Annotated in this window: 15 protein-coding genes; 9 read left to right on the top strand and 6 right to left on the bottom strand. The window is 70.0% G+C overall.

Annotated features, from left to right (window positions below; all coding sequences use genetic code 11):
- The first annotated feature begins 98 nt into the window (after positions 1-98).
- The 6 genes from LXT23_RS46095 to sthA all read left to right on the top strand — a co-directional run bounded on the left by LXT23_RS46095 (position 99) and on the right by sthA (position 7,228).
- On the top strand, positions 99-302 hold the full coding sequence (locus tag LXT23_RS46095) for a hypothetical protein (RefSeq protein ID WP_253986927.1): 204 nt from the start codon (positions 99-101) through the stop codon (positions 300-302).
- A gap of 321 nt (positions 303-623) precedes the next feature.
- Entirely contained in the window at positions 624-2,069 is a 1,446-nt protein-coding gene (locus tag LXT23_RS50560; protein WP_253986899.1) for a sensor histidine kinase, read from the top strand.
- The gene (locus LXT23_RS46085) at positions 2,066-2,995 is read left to right on the top strand and encodes a response regulator (RefSeq protein WP_253986898.1); all 930 of its coding nucleotides are present in this window, start codon (positions 2,066-2,068) and stop codon (positions 2,993-2,995) included. Before LXT23_RS50560 ends, LXT23_RS46085 begins: the two co-directional genes overlap by 4 nt.
- A gap of 20 nt (positions 2,996-3,015) precedes the next feature.
- Positions 3,016-3,816: a pseudouridine synthase gene (locus tag LXT23_RS46080; protein WP_253986897.1), complete on the top strand. Its 801-nt coding sequence runs from the start codon at positions 3,016-3,018 to the stop codon at positions 3,814-3,816.
- A gap of 168 nt (positions 3,817-3,984) precedes the next feature.
- Entirely contained in the window at positions 3,985-5,784 is a 1,800-nt protein-coding gene (locus tag LXT23_RS46075; protein ID WP_253986896.1) for a prolyl oligopeptidase family serine peptidase, read from the top strand.
- A gap of 37 nt (positions 5,785-5,821) precedes the next feature.
- Positions 5,822-7,228, top strand: a complete 1,407-nt coding sequence (gene sthA, locus LXT23_RS46070; RefSeq protein ID WP_253986895.1) for a Si-specific NAD(P)(+) transhydrogenase — start codon at positions 5,822-5,824, stop codon at positions 7,226-7,228.
- Between the two features lie 4 nt (positions 7,229-7,232).
- Here the strand turns inward: sthA and LXT23_RS46065 are convergent, their stop codons facing one another.
- Together LXT23_RS46065 and LXT23_RS46060 are read right to left on the bottom strand one after the other, a co-directional pair.
- Positions 7,233-7,568, bottom strand: a complete 336-nt coding sequence (locus LXT23_RS46065; protein WP_253986894.1) for a hypothetical protein — start codon at positions 7,566-7,568, stop codon at positions 7,233-7,235.
- Between the two features lie 111 nt (positions 7,569-7,679).
- Positions 7,680-8,042: a nuclear transport factor 2 family protein gene (locus LXT23_RS46060; protein WP_253986893.1), complete on the bottom strand. Its 363-nt coding sequence runs from the start codon at positions 8,040-8,042 to the stop codon at positions 7,680-7,682.
- Between the two features lie 177 nt (positions 8,043-8,219).
- Between LXT23_RS46060 and fusA the strand changes: the two genes are divergently transcribed.
- Positions 8,220-10,334 (top strand): elongation factor G, encoded by a 2,115-nt coding sequence (gene fusA, locus LXT23_RS46055; protein WP_253986892.1) that lies wholly within the window; start codon positions 8,220-8,222, stop codon positions 10,332-10,334.
- A gap of 85 nt (positions 10,335-10,419) precedes the next feature.
- On the top strand, positions 10,420-12,369 hold the full coding sequence (locus LXT23_RS46050; protein WP_253986891.1) for an ABC-F family ATP-binding cassette domain-containing protein: 1,950 nt from the start codon (positions 10,420-10,422) through the stop codon (positions 12,367-12,369).
- Positions 12,370-12,378: 9 nt separating this feature from the next.
- Here LXT23_RS46050 and LXT23_RS46045 read toward each other — a convergent pair whose 3' ends face one another.
- Positions 12,379-14,856 (bottom strand): ABC transporter permease, encoded by a 2,478-nt coding sequence (locus tag LXT23_RS46045; protein WP_253986890.1) that lies wholly within the window; start codon positions 14,854-14,856, stop codon positions 12,379-12,381.
- 268 nt (positions 14,857-15,124) lie between these two features.
- Here LXT23_RS46045 and LXT23_RS46040 point away from each other — a divergent pair, with 268 nt between their 5' ends.
- Positions 15,125-16,048: a flagellar motor protein MotB gene (locus LXT23_RS46040; protein WP_253986889.1), complete on the top strand. Its 924-nt coding sequence runs from the start codon at positions 15,125-15,127 to the stop codon at positions 16,046-16,048.
- A gap of 89 nt (positions 16,049-16,137) precedes the next feature.
- On the opposite strand, the gene LXT23_RS46035 is transcribed toward LXT23_RS46040, so the two are convergent.
- The 3 genes from LXT23_RS46035 to LXT23_RS46025 form a co-directional block, all read right to left on the bottom strand.
- Entirely contained in the window at positions 16,138-18,039 is a 1,902-nt protein-coding gene (locus LXT23_RS46035) for an OPT family oligopeptide transporter (protein WP_253986888.1), read from the bottom strand.
- A 99-nt stretch (positions 18,040-18,138) separates the two neighbouring features.
- A complete protein-coding gene (locus tag LXT23_RS46030; protein WP_253986887.1) occupies positions 18,139-18,624 on the bottom strand; it encodes an FKBP-type peptidyl-prolyl cis-trans isomerase in 486 nt (161 codons plus the stop codon).
- Positions 18,625-18,696: 72 nt separating this feature from the next.
- Positions 18,697-20,034 (bottom strand): dicarboxylate/amino acid:cation symporter, encoded by a 1,338-nt coding sequence (locus LXT23_RS46025; protein WP_253986886.1) that lies wholly within the window; start codon positions 20,032-20,034, stop codon positions 18,697-18,699.
- Positions 20,035-20,069: the final 35 nt, after the last annotated feature.

Raw genomic sequence — 20,069 nt, 5'->3', positions numbered from 1 at the left:
GACCGCAAGGCCCAAGGCGTCATCCCACCGGGAACATCCCTACCTTCCCGGGCAGCGACGGAATGCAAGCCACCTTCGGAGGAGCACGCGTGGACCACATGCCCTATGAGTCGATGGAAGTCGGCGACGACAAGCCCGGCCACAACAAGCGCGAGGCCCCCACGGAGAATGCCCCGGGCCGCACGCCCAGGACGGCCGAGGGTGGGGGGCGCGACGAGGAGCGCCGCATGCCCCAGGCCGAGCCCGGCAAGACGCCCGGCTCCGCCGAGGGCGAGGACCCGGCCCAGCCCGCGCGCAAGTAGCGCGGTGCCTCATTGTCGGGAACGTGCGGTACAGGAGTCCCGCTTCAACCCACCGGGGCGAGGACCAGCTCGTCCTTGCCCCGAGGGGTGTTGCTGGCGATGGTATGCCGTCGTCGACGCCAAGCCAATGTGCTCGCGTCTCATGTCAGACGGTGACCGATGTCCTTTCTTGATGAACTGGGTGACTACCTCCGAGGCGTCAGAGACGCGCCTACCCGGGCTGGCACGACAACCGTTCGAGCCGTCGACCCAGCAACCGTCCGCACCCGACTCATCCAGGTGTTGGAGCGACTCGAGCAGGTATCGCCTGCTGAGAACGCCGTGAAAGCGACTGACGCCCTCGAAGAATGGCAGAGCAACGATGCGGTGGTCCGCTTCGCCTCGCGCCTCGAGCAAGAGCTCCGCAACAACTTCGCGAGAGATGCATCACCCAACGAAATCGAAGAACTCATCAGCATTGCAATCGCCAGAATCCTCGGCCTTCCCGACAAGCTGCCAAGCCGGATTCAGACCGCGGAGCTCGACCGCCTGGCGAAAAGAGTCCGCAAGGAGGTCTTCGTCCAACTTCGCCCGTGGGAAGCAACCCGGGTCGATGGCTACGCAACCGCCATCCGGGCCACGCGCATCGTCAACTCCGCCGTCCTCCTCACGCCTGTCGGGCATGTCTTCCTGGAGCTCACGGGGAGAGACGCGATTCGTTGGCTCCTCCATGTTGAAGCAACACAGTCGATTGGTCCGACAGACCCCTGGCGCGTCAGCCGAGACACTGCGCATGCGCTGCTTCAGAACCCGACATGGGAGATCGGCTACTTCGAGCAACAAGAGGGGGACTTTCAACACGACTGGAGAACCCTGTTCAGGCTCCAGGCGTTCGGGCTCCTGACCATCTCCGAAGACGAAAGCACCGGCTCCACCCACATCCACACCTTTGCCTCGGGCCAATCACTCCTTGCTGAGATCGAGGAGGAGGCCGAGTCCCCCATGTCCATCCTGGCAGGGACTCTCCTCTCAGACCTCACACTCTCCGTGGCCGAATCGATGACCCGCGCTGGAAGCAGCGATGTGTCGACGGCACGAGCCAACGCCACAGCGGAAGCAACGGCTCGGCAGGCGCGGATGGTGGCCCACGAAATCCGCAACACCCTGGTGCCCGTCAAGACCTCACTCAGCGCCCTGTACCGCGAGTTGCTGTTGGAATCCCCCACCGAAGTCCTGGGCCGGCGGCGAGAGCGCATCGACCGCGGTATCGACGCGATGTTTCGATTCGTCGAGCAGCTGGTCGAGCTCTCGAAGCTCGCCGCCACCCCTCCTGAGCCCTTCGACCTGTTGACGGCGATCCACGACGCGCTCGCCAGCGTCGAGCAGGACGCAGGTGGATGCCTCGATCCAGTCCTGCCAGAAGCCCTTCCTCCGGTTTCTGGCCACCGGGCCCGTGCGGTGCTGGCACTCGCCAACGTCCTGCGAAACGCAACCCAGTTCATTCCATCCGCCGCCCCCATCGTCCGCATCCAGGCCGAAGTCGTCGACTCGGCTCGTGCCGTGCGCGTCACCGTCGAGGACAACGGACCTGGAGTACCCGAGAACATGCGGCAGGCCATCTTCGACGAGGGGGTCTCACTGCGCTCGGGAGGAAGTGGGCTCGGTCTTGCACTCGTGAAGGAGGTGTTCGAAAAGGAGATGCGGGGGCTCGTTGCCTGTGACGCATCCCCCCTCGGTGGTGCACGCTTCACCATTCGCATCCCGGTCACTGGCGTGGAGCGCCCATGAAACCGTCCGGAAGAATCCTCATCGTCGACGACTCGCCGGACTTCCTCGACACCTACCGGACCATCCTCGCCACCGAGGGCTACTCCGTGGTGACCGTGGAAGACGGCAAGTCCGCGCTCGCGAAGCTCGACGAGCCTGGGTGGGACCTGGTCCTGCTCGACAGGAAGCTCCAAGGGCGATTCGGGCCCGACACCGGGCTGGATCTCATGCGCGACATCCAGACGCGGGCGCCTGCCGCGAAGGTCATCCTCGTCACCGGCGTAGCAGACGCTGAGTCCGTCGAGCGCGCCTTCGCCAGCGGGGCCTACGACTACCTGGAGAAGAACGCCTATCTGGAGGCCATCCTCAAGATCAAGGTGCGCAACGCCCTCGAAGCCGCGCGAGAGCGGCGGATGGCGGCCCTGGCCAACGGCAAGCGCGAGGAAGCGCTCCGTGAACTCTGGCTCAGCGTGAGGACCGAGAAGGACCCTCATCGGAAGGGTCAACAGCTGGAGGACCTGGTCGCCCTGCTATTCAAGTCCATTGCCGGCTTCGAGCGCACCGAGACGAACAGGCAGAGCCTCGACGAGCAGATCGACATCCTCATCCCCAACGAGTCCACCGACCCGTTCTGGCAGCAGGCCCAGTCCCAGTACTTCCTGGGTGAGTGCAAGAACTGGTCGAAGCCAGTAGGCCCAACCGAGCTGGATTCCTTCCGCCTCGACATCAAGCGTCGCTTCGGCCGCTGCCGGCTTGGGTTCTTCATCGGCATCGGCGGCTTCACCCCGGGCTTCCAGACCCGGCTGGCGGCCTCCCGGGAGGACGATGCGCTCATCGTCACACTCGATGCCCATCAACTCGGTGAACTGGTAGAGACTCGCGACAGGAATTCGAAGCTGAAAGAACTCCACGCACGCGCGCTCATGGCCAGCACGCGAGACACCTGAGCCCCCGAGAAACCACCGTCATGTCCCGCAAGCCCGACAAGCCGAAGCCCTCGCAGCACAAGCGCTGGGAGGGCAAGGAGAAGCCGGACTGGCTGTCTCGCGCGCTCGCCCGGGCCGGCGTCTTCCCGCAGAAGGAAGCCGAGGACGCCATCCGCGCCGGCCGCGTCACCATCAACGGCCGTGTCGCGTTGATGGCGCTCGCGCCCGTGCCTCCGGGCGCCGTCGTGAAGGTGGATGGCCACCCCGTGACGCTGGGCGCCCCGGCCACGCGCGTGCTCGCCTTCCACAAGCCCGCGGGCGTCCTGTCCTCCACCGCCCGCCAGCACCGCACCGGCACCGTGTTCGAGGTGCTCCTGCCCCAGCTCCCGCCCGAGCTGGCCGGCTACTCGTGGCACGCCGTGGGCCGCCTGGACGTGGACTCCACCGGGCTGCTGCTCTTCACCAATGACGACAAGCTGGTGGCCCACGCCACCTCCCCCGACACACGCCTGCCCAAGACCTACGTGGCCACGGTGTTCAGCACCGCGGACGACGAGAAGGTGGAGCCCCTGCGCAAGGGGATGACGCTCGACGACGGCCTCGCCCGGCCCGCGAAGGTCGTCGTCCGCGACGAGCACACCGTGGAGGTCACCATCACCGAGGGCCGCAACCACCAGGTGAAGCGGATGCTCGGCGCCGTGGGCCTGCCCGTGCGCGCCCTCCACCGCGAGGCCGTGGGCGACATCAAGCTGGACATCCCCGAGGGCAGCTTCCGGCTCCTCAGCGACGAGGAGGTCCGCGAGGGGCTGCGCTACGAGGGCCGCGCTCCGACGGAGGACTGAGGCGCGAGCCCGGGGTCGCCCCTCGGGCTTCCGCGGCGAGGGCCCACACCGCCCTCCTGGCGGTGCTACTGGCGTAGTCCCCTTCGGACTTGCACATCCGCGGCGATCCCAGGAAGAAACCCGCGGCAGGGCCGTTGCTGGCCCACCCTTCCGACCGAGGCGCCTCCCATGACACGGCTTCGCCCTCCGCTGTCCGTCCTGCTGCTCGCGCTGGCCTTTGCCCTCCCCGCCCTCGCCGCGGAGCCCTCCGCGGCCCAGGTGGAAGCGCAGCTCGCCGAGCTGCGCAAGGTCACGGCCTATGACGCCAAGGCCCCCCTGGACGTGAAGACGGTGCGCACCCAGAAGCGCGGCGAGGCCACCGTGACGGAGCTGACCTATGCCAGCCCGAAGGGCGGCCTCGTGCCCGCCTACCTCGTCACGCCGCCCGGCCCCGGCCCCTTCGCCGCCGTCGTCTTCCTGCACTGGGGGCAGGGCACCCGGAATGAGTTCCTCGACGAGGCGCTCGCCCTCTCCCGCGCTGGCGTGGTGTCGCTCCTGGTGGACGCGCCCCACGTGCGCCCCGCCCCGTGGACGCGGCCCGTCAACGGCCCCCGCGTGCATGACGCCTTCGTGCAGGCCGTCGTGGACCTGCGGCGCGGGGTGGACCTGCTCACCGCGCGCCCGGAGGTGGACGGCCAGCGCGTGGGCTACGTGGGCCACAGCCTCGGCGGCACCGTGGGCGGCGCATTCGTCGGCGCCGAGCCCCGGCTGCGCGCCGCCGTCTTCATGGCCGGCATCGGCGACTACTCCGCCAGCATCCTCAAGGAGGAGGGGCTCACCGAGAAGTTCCGCCGCGAGGGCTTCACCCAGAAGCGCTTCGACGCGTTCATGCTGCACATGGCCGTCCTCGACGGGGTGGTGGGCGTGCGCGCCGCCGCGCATCCTCCCCTCTTCTTCCAGTACGCCCGCTCCGACGAGTGGGTGACGTACTCGAATGCCCGCGTCTTCATCGACGCCGCCTCCGAGCCCAAGCTCTCCAAGTTCTACGAGGGCGGCCACGAGCTGAGCGACGCCGCCCGCCGGGACCGCGCCCAGTGGCTGCGCACCCACCTGGGCTTCGCCGAGGTGCCCTTCCCCGGCCTGCCCGTCATCGCCAACCCCACCGCCCCCGAGCTCCAGGGCAAGCCCATCCCCGACTGGGCCAAGGTCCGCCCCGCCATCAACATCCCCGGCATGGAGGAGCTCCAGGTGCGCCGCGGCCTGACGTACACCCGCGTCGGCACGCGCGACTACAAGCTGGACCTCTACATCCCCGAGGTGGCGTCGCACACCGCCGTCCCCGTCGTGGTGCTCGTCCACGGCGCCATGCACCCCGCCCTGGCCGCCGTCGTCCGGGACCTCCCCGCCTTCGCCGGGCAGGCGCGGTGGGTGGCCGCCCAGGGCTACATCGTGGCCGTGCCCGAGCTGGGCGCCCCCGCCACCGGCCCCGCCCGCGAGCAGTGGTTCGCCGACGTGGCCTCCGTGCAGCAGCGCATGGACGCGGCGCTCGCCTTCCTGCGCCGCGAGGCCCCGAAGCACGCCATGAACGCCGACAGGACGTGCCTCTGGGTGCTCTCCGGCGGAGGCCTGTGGGGCCTGTCCCCCGCCCTGAAGAAGCAGCCGCCCGCGGGCCTGCGCTGCGTGGCCGCCTGGTACCCGCTGCTCGATGCCCCGGCGCTGCCCAAGGGAACCGGGCCCCGCGAGGCCCTGGGCACGGTGGATGCGAAGAAGCTGCCGCCGCTGCTGGTGGTCCGCGCCGGACGGGACTCGCCGGAGCTCAACGCCGCCCTGGATGCCTTCGTCCAGGACGCCAAGGGCCGGGGCGCCCCCCTCACCCTGATGGAGCTGCCCGAGGCCCACCATGGCTTCGAGCTGACGGACGACGTGGAGCGCTCGCGCGAGGCCATGCGACAGACCGTGCGCTTCTTCGAGGAGCACCTCTTCCAATGACTTCAAAGCCCGCCGGGGCTCGCATAGCTTGGCGGCCATGGCGGACTTCGACCTGGTGGTGATTGGCTCCGGCCCTGCCGGAGAGTGGGGCGCGGTGCAGGCGGCACTGGCGGGCAAGCGCGTGGTGGTGGTGGAGCGCGAGCCCGTGCTGGGAGGCACCGCGGCCAACACCGGCACCCTGCCCTCCAAGACGCTGCGCGAGACGGCGCTCCACCTCTCCGGCTTCAAGGCCCGCGGCCTCTACAGCGTGGAGACGACGCTGCGCCACGAGGCCACCGTCTCCGACTTCCTCTACCGCGAGCGCCGCGTGAAGGGCATGGAGCGCGAGCGCATCCTCCGCAACCTGGAGCGCAACGGCGTGGAAGTCGTGCTGGGCACCGGCACCCTGAAGGACGAGCACACCGTCCTCGTGCGGCGGCGGGACGGGACGGAGCGCCAGCTCACCGGCAGCTTCATCCTCCTGGCCACCGGCTCCACCCCCTACCGGCCCGCGCTGTACCCCTTCGGCGACCCGCGCATTCACGACTCGGACGAAATCCTGGAGCTGGGCCGGCTGCCCCGCTCGCTGGTGGTGGTGGGCGCGGGAGTCATCGGCTGCGAGTACGCGTGCATGTTCGCCGCGCTGGGCATCCCCGTGACGCTGCTGGACGTGAAGCCGGAGGTGCTGCCCTTCCTCGACGACGAAATCTCCGCGCTGCTCGGCCAGCGCATGGAGGCGCTCGGCATCCGGCTGCGCTTCGGCCACCCGGTGGCGAAGGTGGACATCCCCAAGGCCCCGGAGGCCTGCATCCGCCTGACGCTCGAGTCCGGCGAGGAGGTGGAGACGGACCAGGTGCTGGTGGCCTCCGGCCGCAACTCCAACACGTCCGGCCTGGGGCTGGAGGCGCTGGGCGTGAAGTTCGGCAAGCGGGGCCAGGTGGAGGTGGGCCCGGACTTCCAGACAGCCGTGCCCCACCTGTACGCGGTGGGGGACGTCATCGGCTTCCCCGCCCTGGCCTCCACGTCCATGGACCAGGCGCGCATCGCCGTGGAGCACGCCTTCGGCCTGTCCGGCCCGCGCACCATGGCGCCGGTGCTACCGTACGGCATCTACACCATCCCCGAGGTGTCCATGGCCGGGGAGACGGAGGAGTGCCTGCGGGACAAGGGCGTGCCCTACGTGGCCGGCCGCGCGCCCTTCGCCACCAACCCGCGCGGGCAGATCATCGGCGAGACGCACGGCCTGCTGAAGCTCCTCTTCCACCGGGAGAGCCTCAAGCTGCTGGGCGTGCACGTGCTGGGCGAGCAGGCCTCGGAGCTGGTGCACATCGGCCTGATGGCGATGCTCACCGGCTCCACCGCGCGCCTCTTCGTGGAGACGTGCTTCAACTACCCCACGCTGTCGGAGGCCTACAAGACGGCCACCTTCGACGCGCTCGACACGCTGAAGCAGACCACCGGCTGAGGGCTCAGCGCGTGCTCTTGAGGCTGCCCACCGTGAGGCCCGCCGACGTGGGGGCCACCCGGTGGATGCTGTCCGCGGAGGCCCGCGCCAGGGCCGGCGCCCCGGTGCGGCCCGAGTCCGTGGTGGCCGTGGGCGCGGCCCCCCGCCCGGAAGCGCCTCCGAGCAGATCCTGGATGCGCCGCCAGCGGACCTTCTCCTCCGCCATCAGCCGGGTGAGCTCCTCGCGGGACGCGGCGTCCGGCAGCTCCGAGGCGGCGGCGGCCACCTTGTCCAGGAAGGGCAGCAGGTAACCGAAGTCCCTGTCGAACGCGCCAGGCTCTCCGCTCGGGTTCTTCGCCACGTCCGTCCTCCTTGCGTCGTCCCAGGCGTCTTCCAGGCTGGGGGAAACCCGGCCCGGGTGGGCCGGGGACGCGGGCACCCTAGCCCATCCCCCGCCGCCCGTGCGGCCTTCTCAGCCGTGGTACACGCGCGAGGCGACAATCCGCCCGTCCCGCACCTCCAGCACCTCCGCCACCGGCATGGGGGGCTCCCCCGGGGCATGCCGGAGGTACTCCATGAAGACCCGCTCCCCGTCCGCCGTCAGCGCCGTCTCCTCGTAGCGCAGGCCCGGCAGCCGCACGAGCGCGTCCCGCCACCACTTCGCCAGCGCCTGCCGGCCGACCAGGCGCCCTCCCGTCTCCGGGTGCAACACCCGGATTTTCGGGGAGGTGTGCGTGCAGTCCTCCGCATAGAGCGCCACCAGGGCGTCCACGTCGTGGGAGTTGAAAGCGTGCAGCCAGGCTCGGGCGACGGAGAAGTTTTCGGATGCACCCATGGTTAAGAACCCTCGCAAAGCCTCTTTATATAAAGACGGAGCAGCAGCTCGGTGGGCGAAGGTGGGACAGGTAGTCCCACCGTCATGCGGATTTGGCTGGAAACCAAGTCCCGTGGGAAGTAAGGGCCCCGCCTGCTCTGTTCCGTCAGGCACTTTCAAGAGAAGAAGGACCGGATCGTGGCCGCCAACGTACCCATCGAGAAGATTCGCAACATCGGTATTTCCGCCCACATCGACTCGGGCAAGACGACGCTCTCCGAGCGCATCCTGTTCTACACGGGCCGGATCCACGAGATCCACGAGGTCCGCGGCAAGGACGGCGTGGGCGCCGTCATGGACTCGATGGACCTGGAGCGTGAGAAGGGCATCACGATCCAGTCCGCCGCGACGTTCGCGATGTGGGGCGAGCACAACATCAACCTCATCGACACGCCGGGACACGTGGACTTCACCATCGAGGTGGAGCGCTCCCTGCGCGTGCTGGACGGCGCCATCCTGGTGCTGTGCTCGGTGTCTGGCGTGCAGTCGCAGTCCATCACCGTGGACCGGCAGATGAAGCGCTACCGCGTTCCGCGCATCGCGTTCGTCAACAAGATGGACCGCGCCGGCGCGAACTATGACCGCGTGGCCGCGCAGCTGAAGGAGAAGCTGAACCACCACCCGGTGAAGCTCCAGCTGCCCATCGGCGCGGAGGACCGCTTCAAGGGCCTCATCGACCTCATCGCCATGAAGGCGTTCTACTTCGATGGCGAGAACGGTGAGAATGTGCGCGAGGAGGAGATTCCCGCGGACATGCTCGAGGACGCCAAGGCGCGCCGCCAGCAGATGATCGAGGGCGTGGCCGAGGTGGACGACCAGCTGGGTGAGCTGTTCCTGGCCGACTCCGCCATCACCAACGAGCAGATTGCCGCCGCCGTCCGCCGGGCCACCATCGCCCTGAAGATGACGCCGGTGATGTGTGGCTCCGCCTACAAGAACAAGGGCGTGCAGCTGCTCCTGAACGCGGTGTGCAGCTACCTCCCGAACCCCAAGGAGGCGACCAACGAGGCGCTGGACCAGAAGAACAACGAGGCGAAGGTCATCCTCGAGTCGGACCCGGAGAAGCCGTTCGTGGGTCTGGCGTTCAAGCTGGAGGATGGGCGCTACGGGCAGCTGACGTACATGCGCATCTACCAGGGCCGGGTGGCGAAGGGTGACTTCATCGTCAACCAGGTGAACCAGAAGAAGGTCAAGGTGCCGCGCATCGTGCGCATGCACTCCAGCCAGATGAACGACATCAACGATGCGACGGCCGGCGACATCGTCGCGCTGTTCGGCATCGAGTGCGCCTCCGGCGACACGTTCACCGACGGCACCGTGAACTACACGATGACGTCCATGCACGTGCCGGACGCCGTGATTTCGCTCGCCGTGTCCCCGAAGGACCGCTCGGCGCTGGCCAACTTCTCCAAGGCGCTCAACCGGTTCACCAAGGAGGACCCCACCTTCCGCGTGCACCGCGACGAGGAGTCCGGGCAGACCATCATCCGCGGCATGGGTGAGCTGCACCTGGAGATCTACATCGAGCGCATGAAGCGCGAGTACAACTGCGAGGTCCAGGCGGGCAAGCCGCAGGTGGCCTACCGCGAGACCATCAGCCAGAAGGGCGAGTTCGCCTACACGCACAAGAAGCAGACCGGCGGTTCCGGTCAGTTCGCGCGCGTGTGCGGCTACCTCGAGCCGCTGCCGTCGGACGCGGTGCAGCAGTACGAGTTCGTGGATGACATCGTCGGTGGCTCCATCCCCCGCGAGTTCATCCCGGCGTGCGACAAGGGCTTCATCGAGGCGGTGAAGAAGGGCAGCCTCATCGGCTTCCCCGTGGTGGGTGTGCGCGTGGTCATCAACGACGGCGCCTTCCACGCGGTGGACTCGTCCGAAATGGCGTTCAAGACGGCCGCCATCATGGGCTTCCGCGAGGGCTACGCCGCCGCGAAGCCCATCATCCTGGAGCCGATGATGAAGGTGGAGGTCCAGGCGCCCGAGGACTTCCAGGGCTCGGTGGTCGGCCAGCTGAACCAGCGCCGCGGCACCATCCTCAACACGGAGACGGCCGAGGGCTACGTGACGGCCGTGGCCGAGGTGCCGCTGAACACCATGTTCGGCTACTCCACGGACCTGCGCTCGGCCACCCAGGGCAAGGGCGAGTTCACCATGGAGTTCGCGCGCTACACGCCCGTGCCCCGCAACGAGGCCGAGGCGCTGATGGCCGCGTACAAGGAGCGGCTGGCCGCGGAGCAGGCGGCGCGCAAGTAGTCCGCGCATCGCCGACACTCTGGCGGTAAGGAAGGCGCTCCTCATCAGTGAGGGGCGCCTTTCGCCTTTTCAGGAGTCAGCAACCGTGACGCTGCTGCGTGCCGCCAATGTCCAGCTCAGCTTCGGCAGCCGGACCGTCTTCCAGGGCCTTACCTTCACCATCGAAGAGGGCGAGCGCGTGGGCCTGGTGGGCGTCAACGGCTCGGGCAAGTCGTCGCTGATGAAGATCCTCGCCGGCGCGGCGAAGGCGGACACGGGCGAATTGCAGCTGCGGCGCGGCGCCCGCGTCACCTACCTGCCCCAGGAGCCGGAGTTCCCCGAGGGCGCCACGGTAGAGTCCGAGCTGTCCGTGTCGCAGGGCCCGCTGAAGGAGGCGCTCGCGGCCCACGCCGAGCTGGCGAAGCGGCTGGAGTCCTCGCCGGCCGAGGGGCAGGAGAAGCTGCTGGAGCAGTTCTCCGCGCTCAGCGACCGCATCGAGCAGATGGGCGGCTGGGACACCGAGCACCACGCGAAGATGCTGCTGGACAGGCTGGGCGTGAAGGAGTGGGACAAGCCGGTGGCGGTGCTGTCCGGCGGCCTGCGCAAGCGCGTGGCCATTGCCCGGGCGCTGCTGACGCGGCCGGACCTGCTCCTGCTGGACGAGCCCACCAACCACCTGGACGCGGACACGGTGGACTGGCTGGAGGAGGAGCTGGACAAGCTGCCCGGGGCTCTGCTGCTCGTCACGCACGACCGGTACTTCCTGGACGGGCTGGTGGACCGCATCGTCGAAATCCAGCCCGGCGAGGGCGTGACGTCCTACCCCGGCAACTACCAGGCGTACGTGGAGCAGAAGCTGGTGGCGCAGCAGAACGCCGAGCTGTCGCAGCACAAGCGCGAGCGGTGGATTGCCCAGGAGGTGGCGTGGCTGCGCCGGGGGCCGGAGGCGCGCCGCACCAAGAGCAAGGCGCGCATCGACCGGGCGCAGAAGCTGATGGCGGAGAAGGGCTTCCAGCGGCCCAAGGTGGCGGACCTGCGCGTGGCGTCGGCGCCCCGGCTGGGGCACACCGTCATCGAGGCGGAGGGGCTCCGGAAGTCCTTCGGGGACAAGCCGGTGCTCCAGGGCGTGGACTTCCGGCTCCAGCGCGGCGAGCGCGTGGGGCTGGTGGGGCCCAACGGCGTGGGCAAGACGACCTTCCTGCGCGTGCTGCTGGGCGAGCTGGCGCCGGACGGGGGCAAGCTCGTCATCGGGAAGAACACCAAGGTCGCCTACTACGACCAGGCCCGCGCGCAGCTGGATCTGGAGTCCACGGTGTACGAGTCCGCGTCGCAGGGCGAGGACTGGGTCATCCTGGGCACCGAGAAGGTGGCGCTGCGCGACTACCTGGAGGACCTGCTCTTCCCGGTGCCGATGCAGAAGATGAAGGTGAAGGCGCTGTCCGGCGGGGAGCGCAACCGGCTGCTGCTGGCGCGGCTGTTCCTGGAGGGCGCCAACGTGCTGGTGCTGGACGAGCCCACCAACGATCTGGACATCGTCACCCTCAACATCCTGGAGCGGCTGCTGCTGGACTTCGGGGGCAGCACGCTGCTCGTCACCCACGACCGGTACTTCCTGGACAAGGTGGCCACCAGCATCCTGACCTTCGAGGGCGGCGGCCGCGTCACCCGGTACGAGGGCAACTACGCGATGTACCGGCGCCTCAAGGAGCAGGCGGAGGCGCAGGCGGCGGCCGCGGCCTCGGCGGCCAGCGCGAAGCCCGCGCCGAAGAAGGACGAGCCGGCGGCCCCGGCCGCCTCGTCCGCGAAGGCGGCGCGCAAGCCGGGCAAGCTCACCTACAAGGAGCAGCGCGAGCTGGACGGCATGGAGGCCGCGATTGAAGCGGCCGAGACGAAGAAGGCCGGGCTGGAGGCGCAGCTCGCCGACCCGGCGGTGTACAGCAACGGCTCCAAGGTGGCGGAGGTGCAGAAGGAGCTGGAGACCACCGCCGCCGAGGTGGACCGGCTGTACGCGCGGTGGCAGGAGCTGCAGGACCTGGCGGCCGGCGGGGCGGCGTGAGGTCCGGCCTCAGTCGTAGCGCAGGGCGATGATGGGGTCCACGCGCGAGGCGCGCAGCGCCGGTATCCAGATGGCCACCAGCCCCACACCCAAGAGCAGCAGGGGCGCGGCGGCGAAGGCCAGCGGGTCCAGGGCGCTCACCCCGTGCACCATGCCCTCCACCACCCGCGTCAGCGCCCACGCGCCCACCACGCCCAGCACCACGCCCGAGCCCACCGAGCCCAGGCCCTGCAGGAGCACCAGCCGCACCACCTCGGCGCGCGGGGCGCCGAGCGCCAGCCGCACGCCCATCTCCCGCGTGCGCTGGCTCACCAGGTAGGACAGCACGCCGTAGATGCCCACCGTCGCCAGCACCAGCGCCAGCGCCGCCATCAGCCCCAGCAGCACCATGTTGAAGCGCTCCGAGCCCAGCGAGCGCGCCACGTGCTCCTCCAGCTTCAGCGTCTCCGTCACCGGCTGCTGCGCGTCCACCGCCCACAGCTCGCGCTGCACCGACTGCACCAGCGCGGCGTGCCCGCCCGGGGCCTTCACCATGAGGTTCTGCGGGAGGATGCGCACCAGCATGGTGTTGAGGTACGGGGCCACCTGCCCCAGCGCGACGTAGAGGACCACTGGCGACTCCTCCGCCAGCCCGTTCTCCCGCACGTCCTTCACCACCCCAATCACCGTGCGCGGCACCGGGTCTCTCAGCGAGGGCACCGAGTGGCCCACCCGGATGCGCTGGCCGACGGGGTCCTCGCCCGGCCAGTACTTGCGCGCCGCCGCCTCGTTGATGACCACCACCGGCTCGGCGCCCGCCACGTCCGTGTCCGCCAGCAGCCGGCCCCGCACCAGGCCGATGCCCAGCGCCTGGAAGTACCCCTTGGACACCGGGCGGAACTGGCCGCCCCCCACGCCGGGCCCGTCCGGGCGGCCCTCGTACCTGCCTTCAATGGCGAACTCCATGCTGGAGCCGATGCCCATGGGCAGCGCGGACGAGAAGGTCACCGCCTGCACGCCGGGCAGCGCCGCCACCCGCTCCTCCACCTGGCGGGCGAAGCGCTCCAGCGCGGCGGGCTCGGCGTAGCGCGCCTCGGGCAGGGACAGGCGCAGCACGTGGACGTCGCTCGAGTCGAAGCCCGGGGAGGTGCCGCTCAGGGCCGCGAAGCCGCGGATGAGCAGCGCCGCGCCCACCAGCAGCACCACCGCCAGCGCCACCTGCCCCACCACCAGGAGCCGCCGCGTCCGCCCACCGCCCGGGCCGGAGGTGGCCCGCTGGGCGCCCTCGCGCAGCGCGCCCTGCAGGTCCGGCCGCGACGCCTGCCACGCTGGCAAGAGCCCGAAGAGCAGGCCCGTCAGCACCGACGCGCCCAGGGAGAAGGCCAGCACCGCGCCGTTGATCTCCACCTGGGCGCCGGCCAGTCCGCCATGGCGCGAGCCCGCCATTCCCACCGGGGACAGGGACAGCAGCGCCGGTAGCGCGGCCATGGCCAGCACCAGCCCCAGCGCGCCGCCCGCCAGCGACAGCAGCAGGCTCTCCGTGAGGAGCTGCCGCACCAGCCGCCCCGGCGCCGCGCCCAGGGCCGCGCGCACCACCAGCTCCCGCTGCCGCGCCGCCGCCCGCGCCAGCTGCAGGTTGGCCAGGTTGACGCAGGCAATCAGCAGCACCAGCGCCACCGCCCCCAGCAGCACCCACAGCGCCAGCCGCAGGTCTCCGGCGAGGAACGCGCGCAGGTCCTGCACCGCGAAGGTGGCCTGCTTGCCTTCCATCAGCAGCGGCACCGCCGTGCGCATGCGGTCGCTCAGCGCTTGCAGGCCCGTGTCCACCGACTCGCGCGGCGTGCCCGCCTTCACGCGCGCGGTGAGCAGGAGGTAGTTGGCGCTGTCCTCGTTGGTGAGGTCCAGCTGCAGCGGCGTCCACAGCTGCACCCCGTCCGGGTAGCGGAAGCCCGCGGGCGCCACGCCCACCACCGTGTACGGCGTGTCATTCAGCGTGAGGGACTGGCCGATGACGTCCGCCGCGCCCCCGTAGCGCCGCTGCCACAGGCCGTGGCTGATGACCACCACGCGCCCGGCGCCCGGCACGTCCTCCTCCGGGAGGAAGCCGCGGCCCAGCTCCGGCCGCACGCCGAAGGTGTCAAAGAAGGTCCCCGTCACGCGCATGCCGGACAGCCGCTCCGGCAGCCCGTCCCCCACCAGGTTGAAGCCGCTGGGCAGCGGCTCGTAGCCCGTCACGTGGGAGAGGAAGGGGGCCTGGTTGGACAGCCAGGTGTAGTGCGCCACGGCGTGCGAGTTCGTCTTCCCGTCCGCGTCCCTGCGCAGCACCTGCACCAGCTGCTCGGGCTCCGGGTACGGCAGCGGGCGCAGCAGCACCCCGTGCACGACGCTGAAGATGGCGGTATTCGCTCCAATCGCCAGGGCGAGCGTCAGCACGGATACCAGCGTGAAGCTCCGGCTCTTGAGCAGCAGCCGGAGGGCGAAGCGAAGGTCTTCGGTCAGATGGGCCACGAGCACCTCTCCCGGTGCGGGCCCTACGCACGGGCCGCGTCAGCCATTGCGCGGAAAGCACCTGCAACCCCTTCCGCCTGGAAACGGATTTCGCCGTAAGCCAGGGAGAGCCCGAACCGAGCGCGCGTCAAGTCAGCCCCCTCGCGTGAGGGGTATTCCCATTGCCTGTAGGAATGCACTGGCGTGGCACTTGAACTCCCTGTTCCGTCATGCGACTGCTCGCGCCCCTGGGGCTGCTTTCGGGCTGAAATTCATTGAAGGAGTTGTCGTGTCGTTCCGGCCTGCGCTCGCGCTGCTCTCCGCTGTTTCGTCCCTCACCCTCCTGCTGGGCCCGGCCACCGCGGCCGCCCAGCAACAGCAGGGAGGGCCGCTGCCGCACTTCAACCTCCAGCGGTTGAAGCTGGACCCGGCGGCGCTCGGCTCGCTGATGGTGGCCACCGGCCGCACGCTGCCGCAGGGCATGCTGCGCATGTCGGTGCAGGGCCACTACGAGCACCTGCCCCTCCACTTCCAGACGCGGTGGGAGCCGGGCGGCGGCACCGGGCTGGTGGAGAACCGCTTCACCATGGACGTGACGGCCGCCTATGGCGTGCTGCCCTGGCTGGAGGTGGCCGCCGAGGTGCCCTTCATCGTCAGCCAGGGCGGAGAGCCCTTCCTGGACGTGCAGCCCCCGGAGGGTCAGGGGCTGGGGACGCCATGGCTGGGGGCGCGCGCGGCGCTGCTGCGCCCGGACTTCGGGTTCCAGCTGGCGGTGGACTTCACCGCGGCGCTGCCGGTGGGAAGCGAGGAGCTGCTGGCGCGCGACGAGTACGCCTTCCTCCCTCGGCTCCAGTTCGGCTTCCTGGCGGAGAGCTGGCAGGTGGGTGGCGAGGCCGGGGTGCTGCTGCGCAAGGAGCAGGTGGTGAGCAGGCTGTCCGGCGAGGACGCGGACGTCATCGGCAACGAGCTGCGGCTGGCGGCCACGGTGACGTCCCGGGCCGGCGAGGACACGCGCGGCGAGGTGAGCGTCCTGGTGGGCATGCCGCTGGGCCAGGGCCGCGTGGGCGCCGAGCTGCTCATCGCCATCCGCAAGCACGCCCTGTCGTGGATGGACCTCTACGTCATGGGCGGGCCCGGCGTGGGCGCCGGCATGGACACGCCCACCTTCCGCTTCGTCGCCGGCGCGTCCTTCTCCTCGTCCAAGGTGGACTGAAGGCCGCGAGCAGGCTGCTGGCTTCACCGGCGCCTCGCCCTCCCTGCCCGACACGGCAGGGGGCGAGGCGCTGGCGTTTCCGGCGGGGCCTACTTGCCCATCACCCCGAAGGCCTTCGCCATGGCGATGGCGATGCCCAGCAGGCTCTCTCCGGCGATGAAGCCGGAGGAGACGGGCAGCACCACGTCGTCCGCCACCCTCGGCTTCGCGCGGCGAAGCGCCTCGGCCAGGGCCGCACCGATGAAGAAGGCGATGGAGCTGGCGGCGGGGATGACGATGGCCAGGCCGAAGCCCGCGGCCGACGGCACCCAGGCCTTGGCCTTCTTGGGCGCCCACCGCTCCAGCAGCACCAGGATGATGCCGAGCGACGCGCCGCACAGCGCGCCCACGCGGGCCGTGGGGTGCAGCGCGGACACGCCCGTGGCCAGCAGCTTGGACACGCCGGCCCACACCATGGACGCGGGCACGGGGAACTCCTCCGTGCCCAGCATGTCCGCGCTGGGCACCAGGAGGTTGAACACCGGCACCACCACCGCCGCGCCCGCCACCACGCCGAACAGCTGCGCGACGAACTGCTGGCGCGGGTTGGCGCCCAGGAGCCACCCGGACTTCAGGTCCGTCAGGAGGTCCGCCGAGTGCAGGCCCACGCCGCCGGTGGCGTTGGCGCTCATCACGTTGGCGGGGATGTTGCCCGGCGCCAGGCCGCCGAAGATGAGCTGGGTGACGGGGCCGAGCGCCTTGGTGGGCGTGGTGTCCGTCTCGCCCGTCACGCGGCTGGCGATGACGCCCATCACCACCGCCAGCGGCATGGCCAGCACGCCCGCCCACCACGGAATCTGGAAGAGGTACACCATCAGGAAGATGGCGATGGGGCCCAGAATCGCGAAGCCGATGGGGAACCAGGCCGGCGGGCACTCTATGCCGGCGAGCGGGTCCGCCTCCTGATTCGTGTCCTTGCCCCCGAAGAGGCCCCGGAGCGCCTTGAAGGAGCGCACCACGCTGCGCCACTGGAAGGCGAAGGACAGCAGGCCCGAGGACACCAGCAGCGCCGAGCCCGTCCACACCATCCACGTGTTGATGGCCGCGTACTTCACTTCCGGAATGACGCCCCGGGAGACCATCTCCGGCGCGAGGAAGCCGTACGTCAGCACCGCGCCCAGCAGCATGGACCAGCCCGTCTTGAAGCTCACCAGCGCGCCGGCGCCCACCAGCAGCAGGCTGAAGGACAGCGACAGCGACCAGTCACTGGCCTTCTTCCCGAGGATGGTGAAGGGCAGGCTGACCTTCTCCGGGATGTTGGTGAGCCAGGGGAAGCGCGCGTCGCGAATCAGCACCAGCAGCGCGCCGACGAGGCCCGCCCCGCCCAGCAGCCGCGACTTGCGCCGCGCGGTCTCCCCGTGGCCGTGGAGCGCGCGGATGGTCTCCGCCGTGGCCGTGCCGGTGGGGAACGGCAGCGCTTCGATGTTGATGAGCTGGCGCTTGATGGGGATGGCCGCGAAGACGCCCAGCGCGGAGATGACGGCGAACCACACCATCAGCCAGCCCGAGGACGGCAGCGTGCCGGTGAGCATCAGCAGCGCGGGCACCGCCGCCATGTTGCCGCCACCCGTCATGTAGCCGGCGGCCGAGGCCACCGAGCCCATGGCGTTGTTCTCCAGATCCGTGAAGTCCTTCTTCAAGAGGCGCAGCGAGCGCAGCGTGCCGAACACCGCGTACGCGAGGATGCACGCGGTGATGGTGACGCCCAGGCTCCACCCCGTCTTGAGGATGACGTAGAGGTTGGACAGGCACATCACCGCGCCGATGAGCATGCCGGCGATGACGGCGCGCACGGTGAGCTGGCGGCTGCCGCCCTGGTAGACGTGCTCCAGCCAGTAGCGCTCCGGGTCCTTCGCCGCGGACGCGCCCGCGTCACCTTCTGGCGGCGGGTCGTTCGGGTGGATGCGCAGCTCGCTCGGACTGGGGGTCGAGGACGGGGAAGAGGGACTCATTGGGGCGGCAAAGATAGTGCACCGCCCCCTGCCCCGCGAAATGCTCGTTCCACTCGAAGGTGGGTGCCCAGGCCCCCACCCCGGGAGTGGCCCGCCGCGTCAGCCGTGGTGGTGGCCGCCGGCCCCGTGCACGTGGCCGTGGGTGAGCTCCTCCGTCGTCGCGGCGCGCACCTCGCGCACGGTGACGTCGAAGTGGAGCGTCTTGCCCGCCAGCGGGTGGTTGAGGTCCACCACGACGCCTTGCGGCGTCACCTCCTGGATGCGCAGGGGGATGTCGCCCTGGTCCGTCTGCGCCATCAGCGTCTGGCCGGGCTGCGGGTTGAAGCCGGGGGGCAGCATGTCGCGCGTCACGGTGCGGACGCCGTCGGGGTCGTGCTCGCCGTAGCCCTGGCCCGGAGCCACCACCACCTGCTTGGTGTCGCCGGTGGACATGCCTTCCAGCGCGCCCTCCAGGCCGGGGACAATCTGCCGGTGCCCGTGCAGGTAGGCGAGCGGCTGGCCGGGCGCGCTCTGGTCGATGACCTGTCCATCACCCAGGTGCAGCCGGTACTCCAGCGAGACGACGGAATCCTTGGCGACCCTCATGCGGGCTCCTTGGCGGGTGCTTCGAGTGGGACTGCTACCGCGGTGAAAGAATGCGCCGGCCCGGGGCCGGTTTCAGGGCGAGGTGGACTCCACCGCCCCCTCCCCTGCCGGCCGGTCGACCGGCTCCCCGCGCGCCACGTACACGGCGGCGGCCAGGTCTCCGGTGACGTTGAGGGTGGTGCGGCACATGTCCAGGAAGCGGTCCACGCCGAGCACCAGGCCCAGGCCCTCCACCGGAATCTTGAACATGCCCAGAATCATCGCGATGACGGGGATGGAGCCCGCCGGCACCCCGGCGGTGCCGATGCCCGCCAGGATGCAGATGAACATGATGAGCGCCTGGTCCGGCAGGGTGAGCGGCACGCCGTAGACCTGGGCGAGGAAGAGCACGGTGACGCCCTCGAAGAGCGCGGTGCCGTTCTGGTTCATCGCCGAGCCGGCGGTGAGCACGAAGCGGGCCACGTTGCGCGGCAGCCGGAGGTTCTCCTCCGCCACCTTGAGGGCCGTGGGCAGCGTGGCGCTGGACGAGGACGTCGAAAAAGCCGTGACGATGGCCAGCCGGGACTCGCGGAAGAACTCGAGGGGGCTCCTGCCGCCGAGGAAGCGCACCGACAGCGAGTAGACGACGAACATGTGGATGCCGAGCGCCAGCAGCACCGTGCCCACGTACGCCGCGAGCTGCCCGAGGATGCTGAAGCCCAGCCGCGCCGTCATCGAGAACACCAGCGCCGCCACGCCGAAGGGCGCAAGCCGCAGCACGCCGTCGATGAGCTTCATCATCACGTCGTAGAGGCCCTGGATGGTCTCCTTGAGGCGCAGCGCGGGCTCGCCCACGGTCAGCGCCAGCCCCATGCCGAAGATGAGCGAGAAGACGATGAGGCCGATGAAGTCCCCGTCCGCCGCGGCCTTGAGGGGGTTGGTGGGCACCATGGAGACGAGCACGGAGCCGAAGGAGGTCTCCCCTGGCGCGGCGGCGGGCTTCACCTGCACGCCTCCCTTGGCCATGGCCCGGGCCTCGTCACTGAGGCCCGCGCCGGGCTGCAGCAGGTTGACGAGCAAGAGGCCGATGAGCACGGAGATGGCGGAGAAGACGACGGTGTAGCCCAGCGTGCGCGCGCCCAGGCGGCCCACCTGCTTCAGGTCCAGCTCCGCCACGCCCATGACGAGCGCGGAGAACAGCAGCGGCACCACCAGCATCAGCAGCAGGCGGATGAAGATCTGGCCCACCGGCGTGGCCACGGAGTCCACCACCCACGGCAGCCAGGAGGCCTGCGCGGCGATGTCCGCGGCGGTGACGGGCGCCCCCGGGGCGAGCGCACCCCGGGCGATGGCCGTGGCGGCGGCATTGGCGGCGAGGCCCGCCACCGCGCCGACCGCAATGCCGAGGAGCATCTTCTGGTGCGCCTTCATCCGGTGTCTCCGCGCCCTCCTGGCCGGAGGGGAAT

The organism is Pyxidicoccus xibeiensis (assembly GCF_024198175.1).
In the GTDB taxonomy this organism is placed as follows: domain Bacteria; phylum Myxococcota; class Myxococcia; order Myxococcales; family Myxococcaceae; genus Myxococcus; species Myxococcus xibeiensis.
The sequence above is the reverse complement of the archived record's forward strand: the minus strand, read 5'-3'. Positions and strand labels throughout refer to the sequence as shown.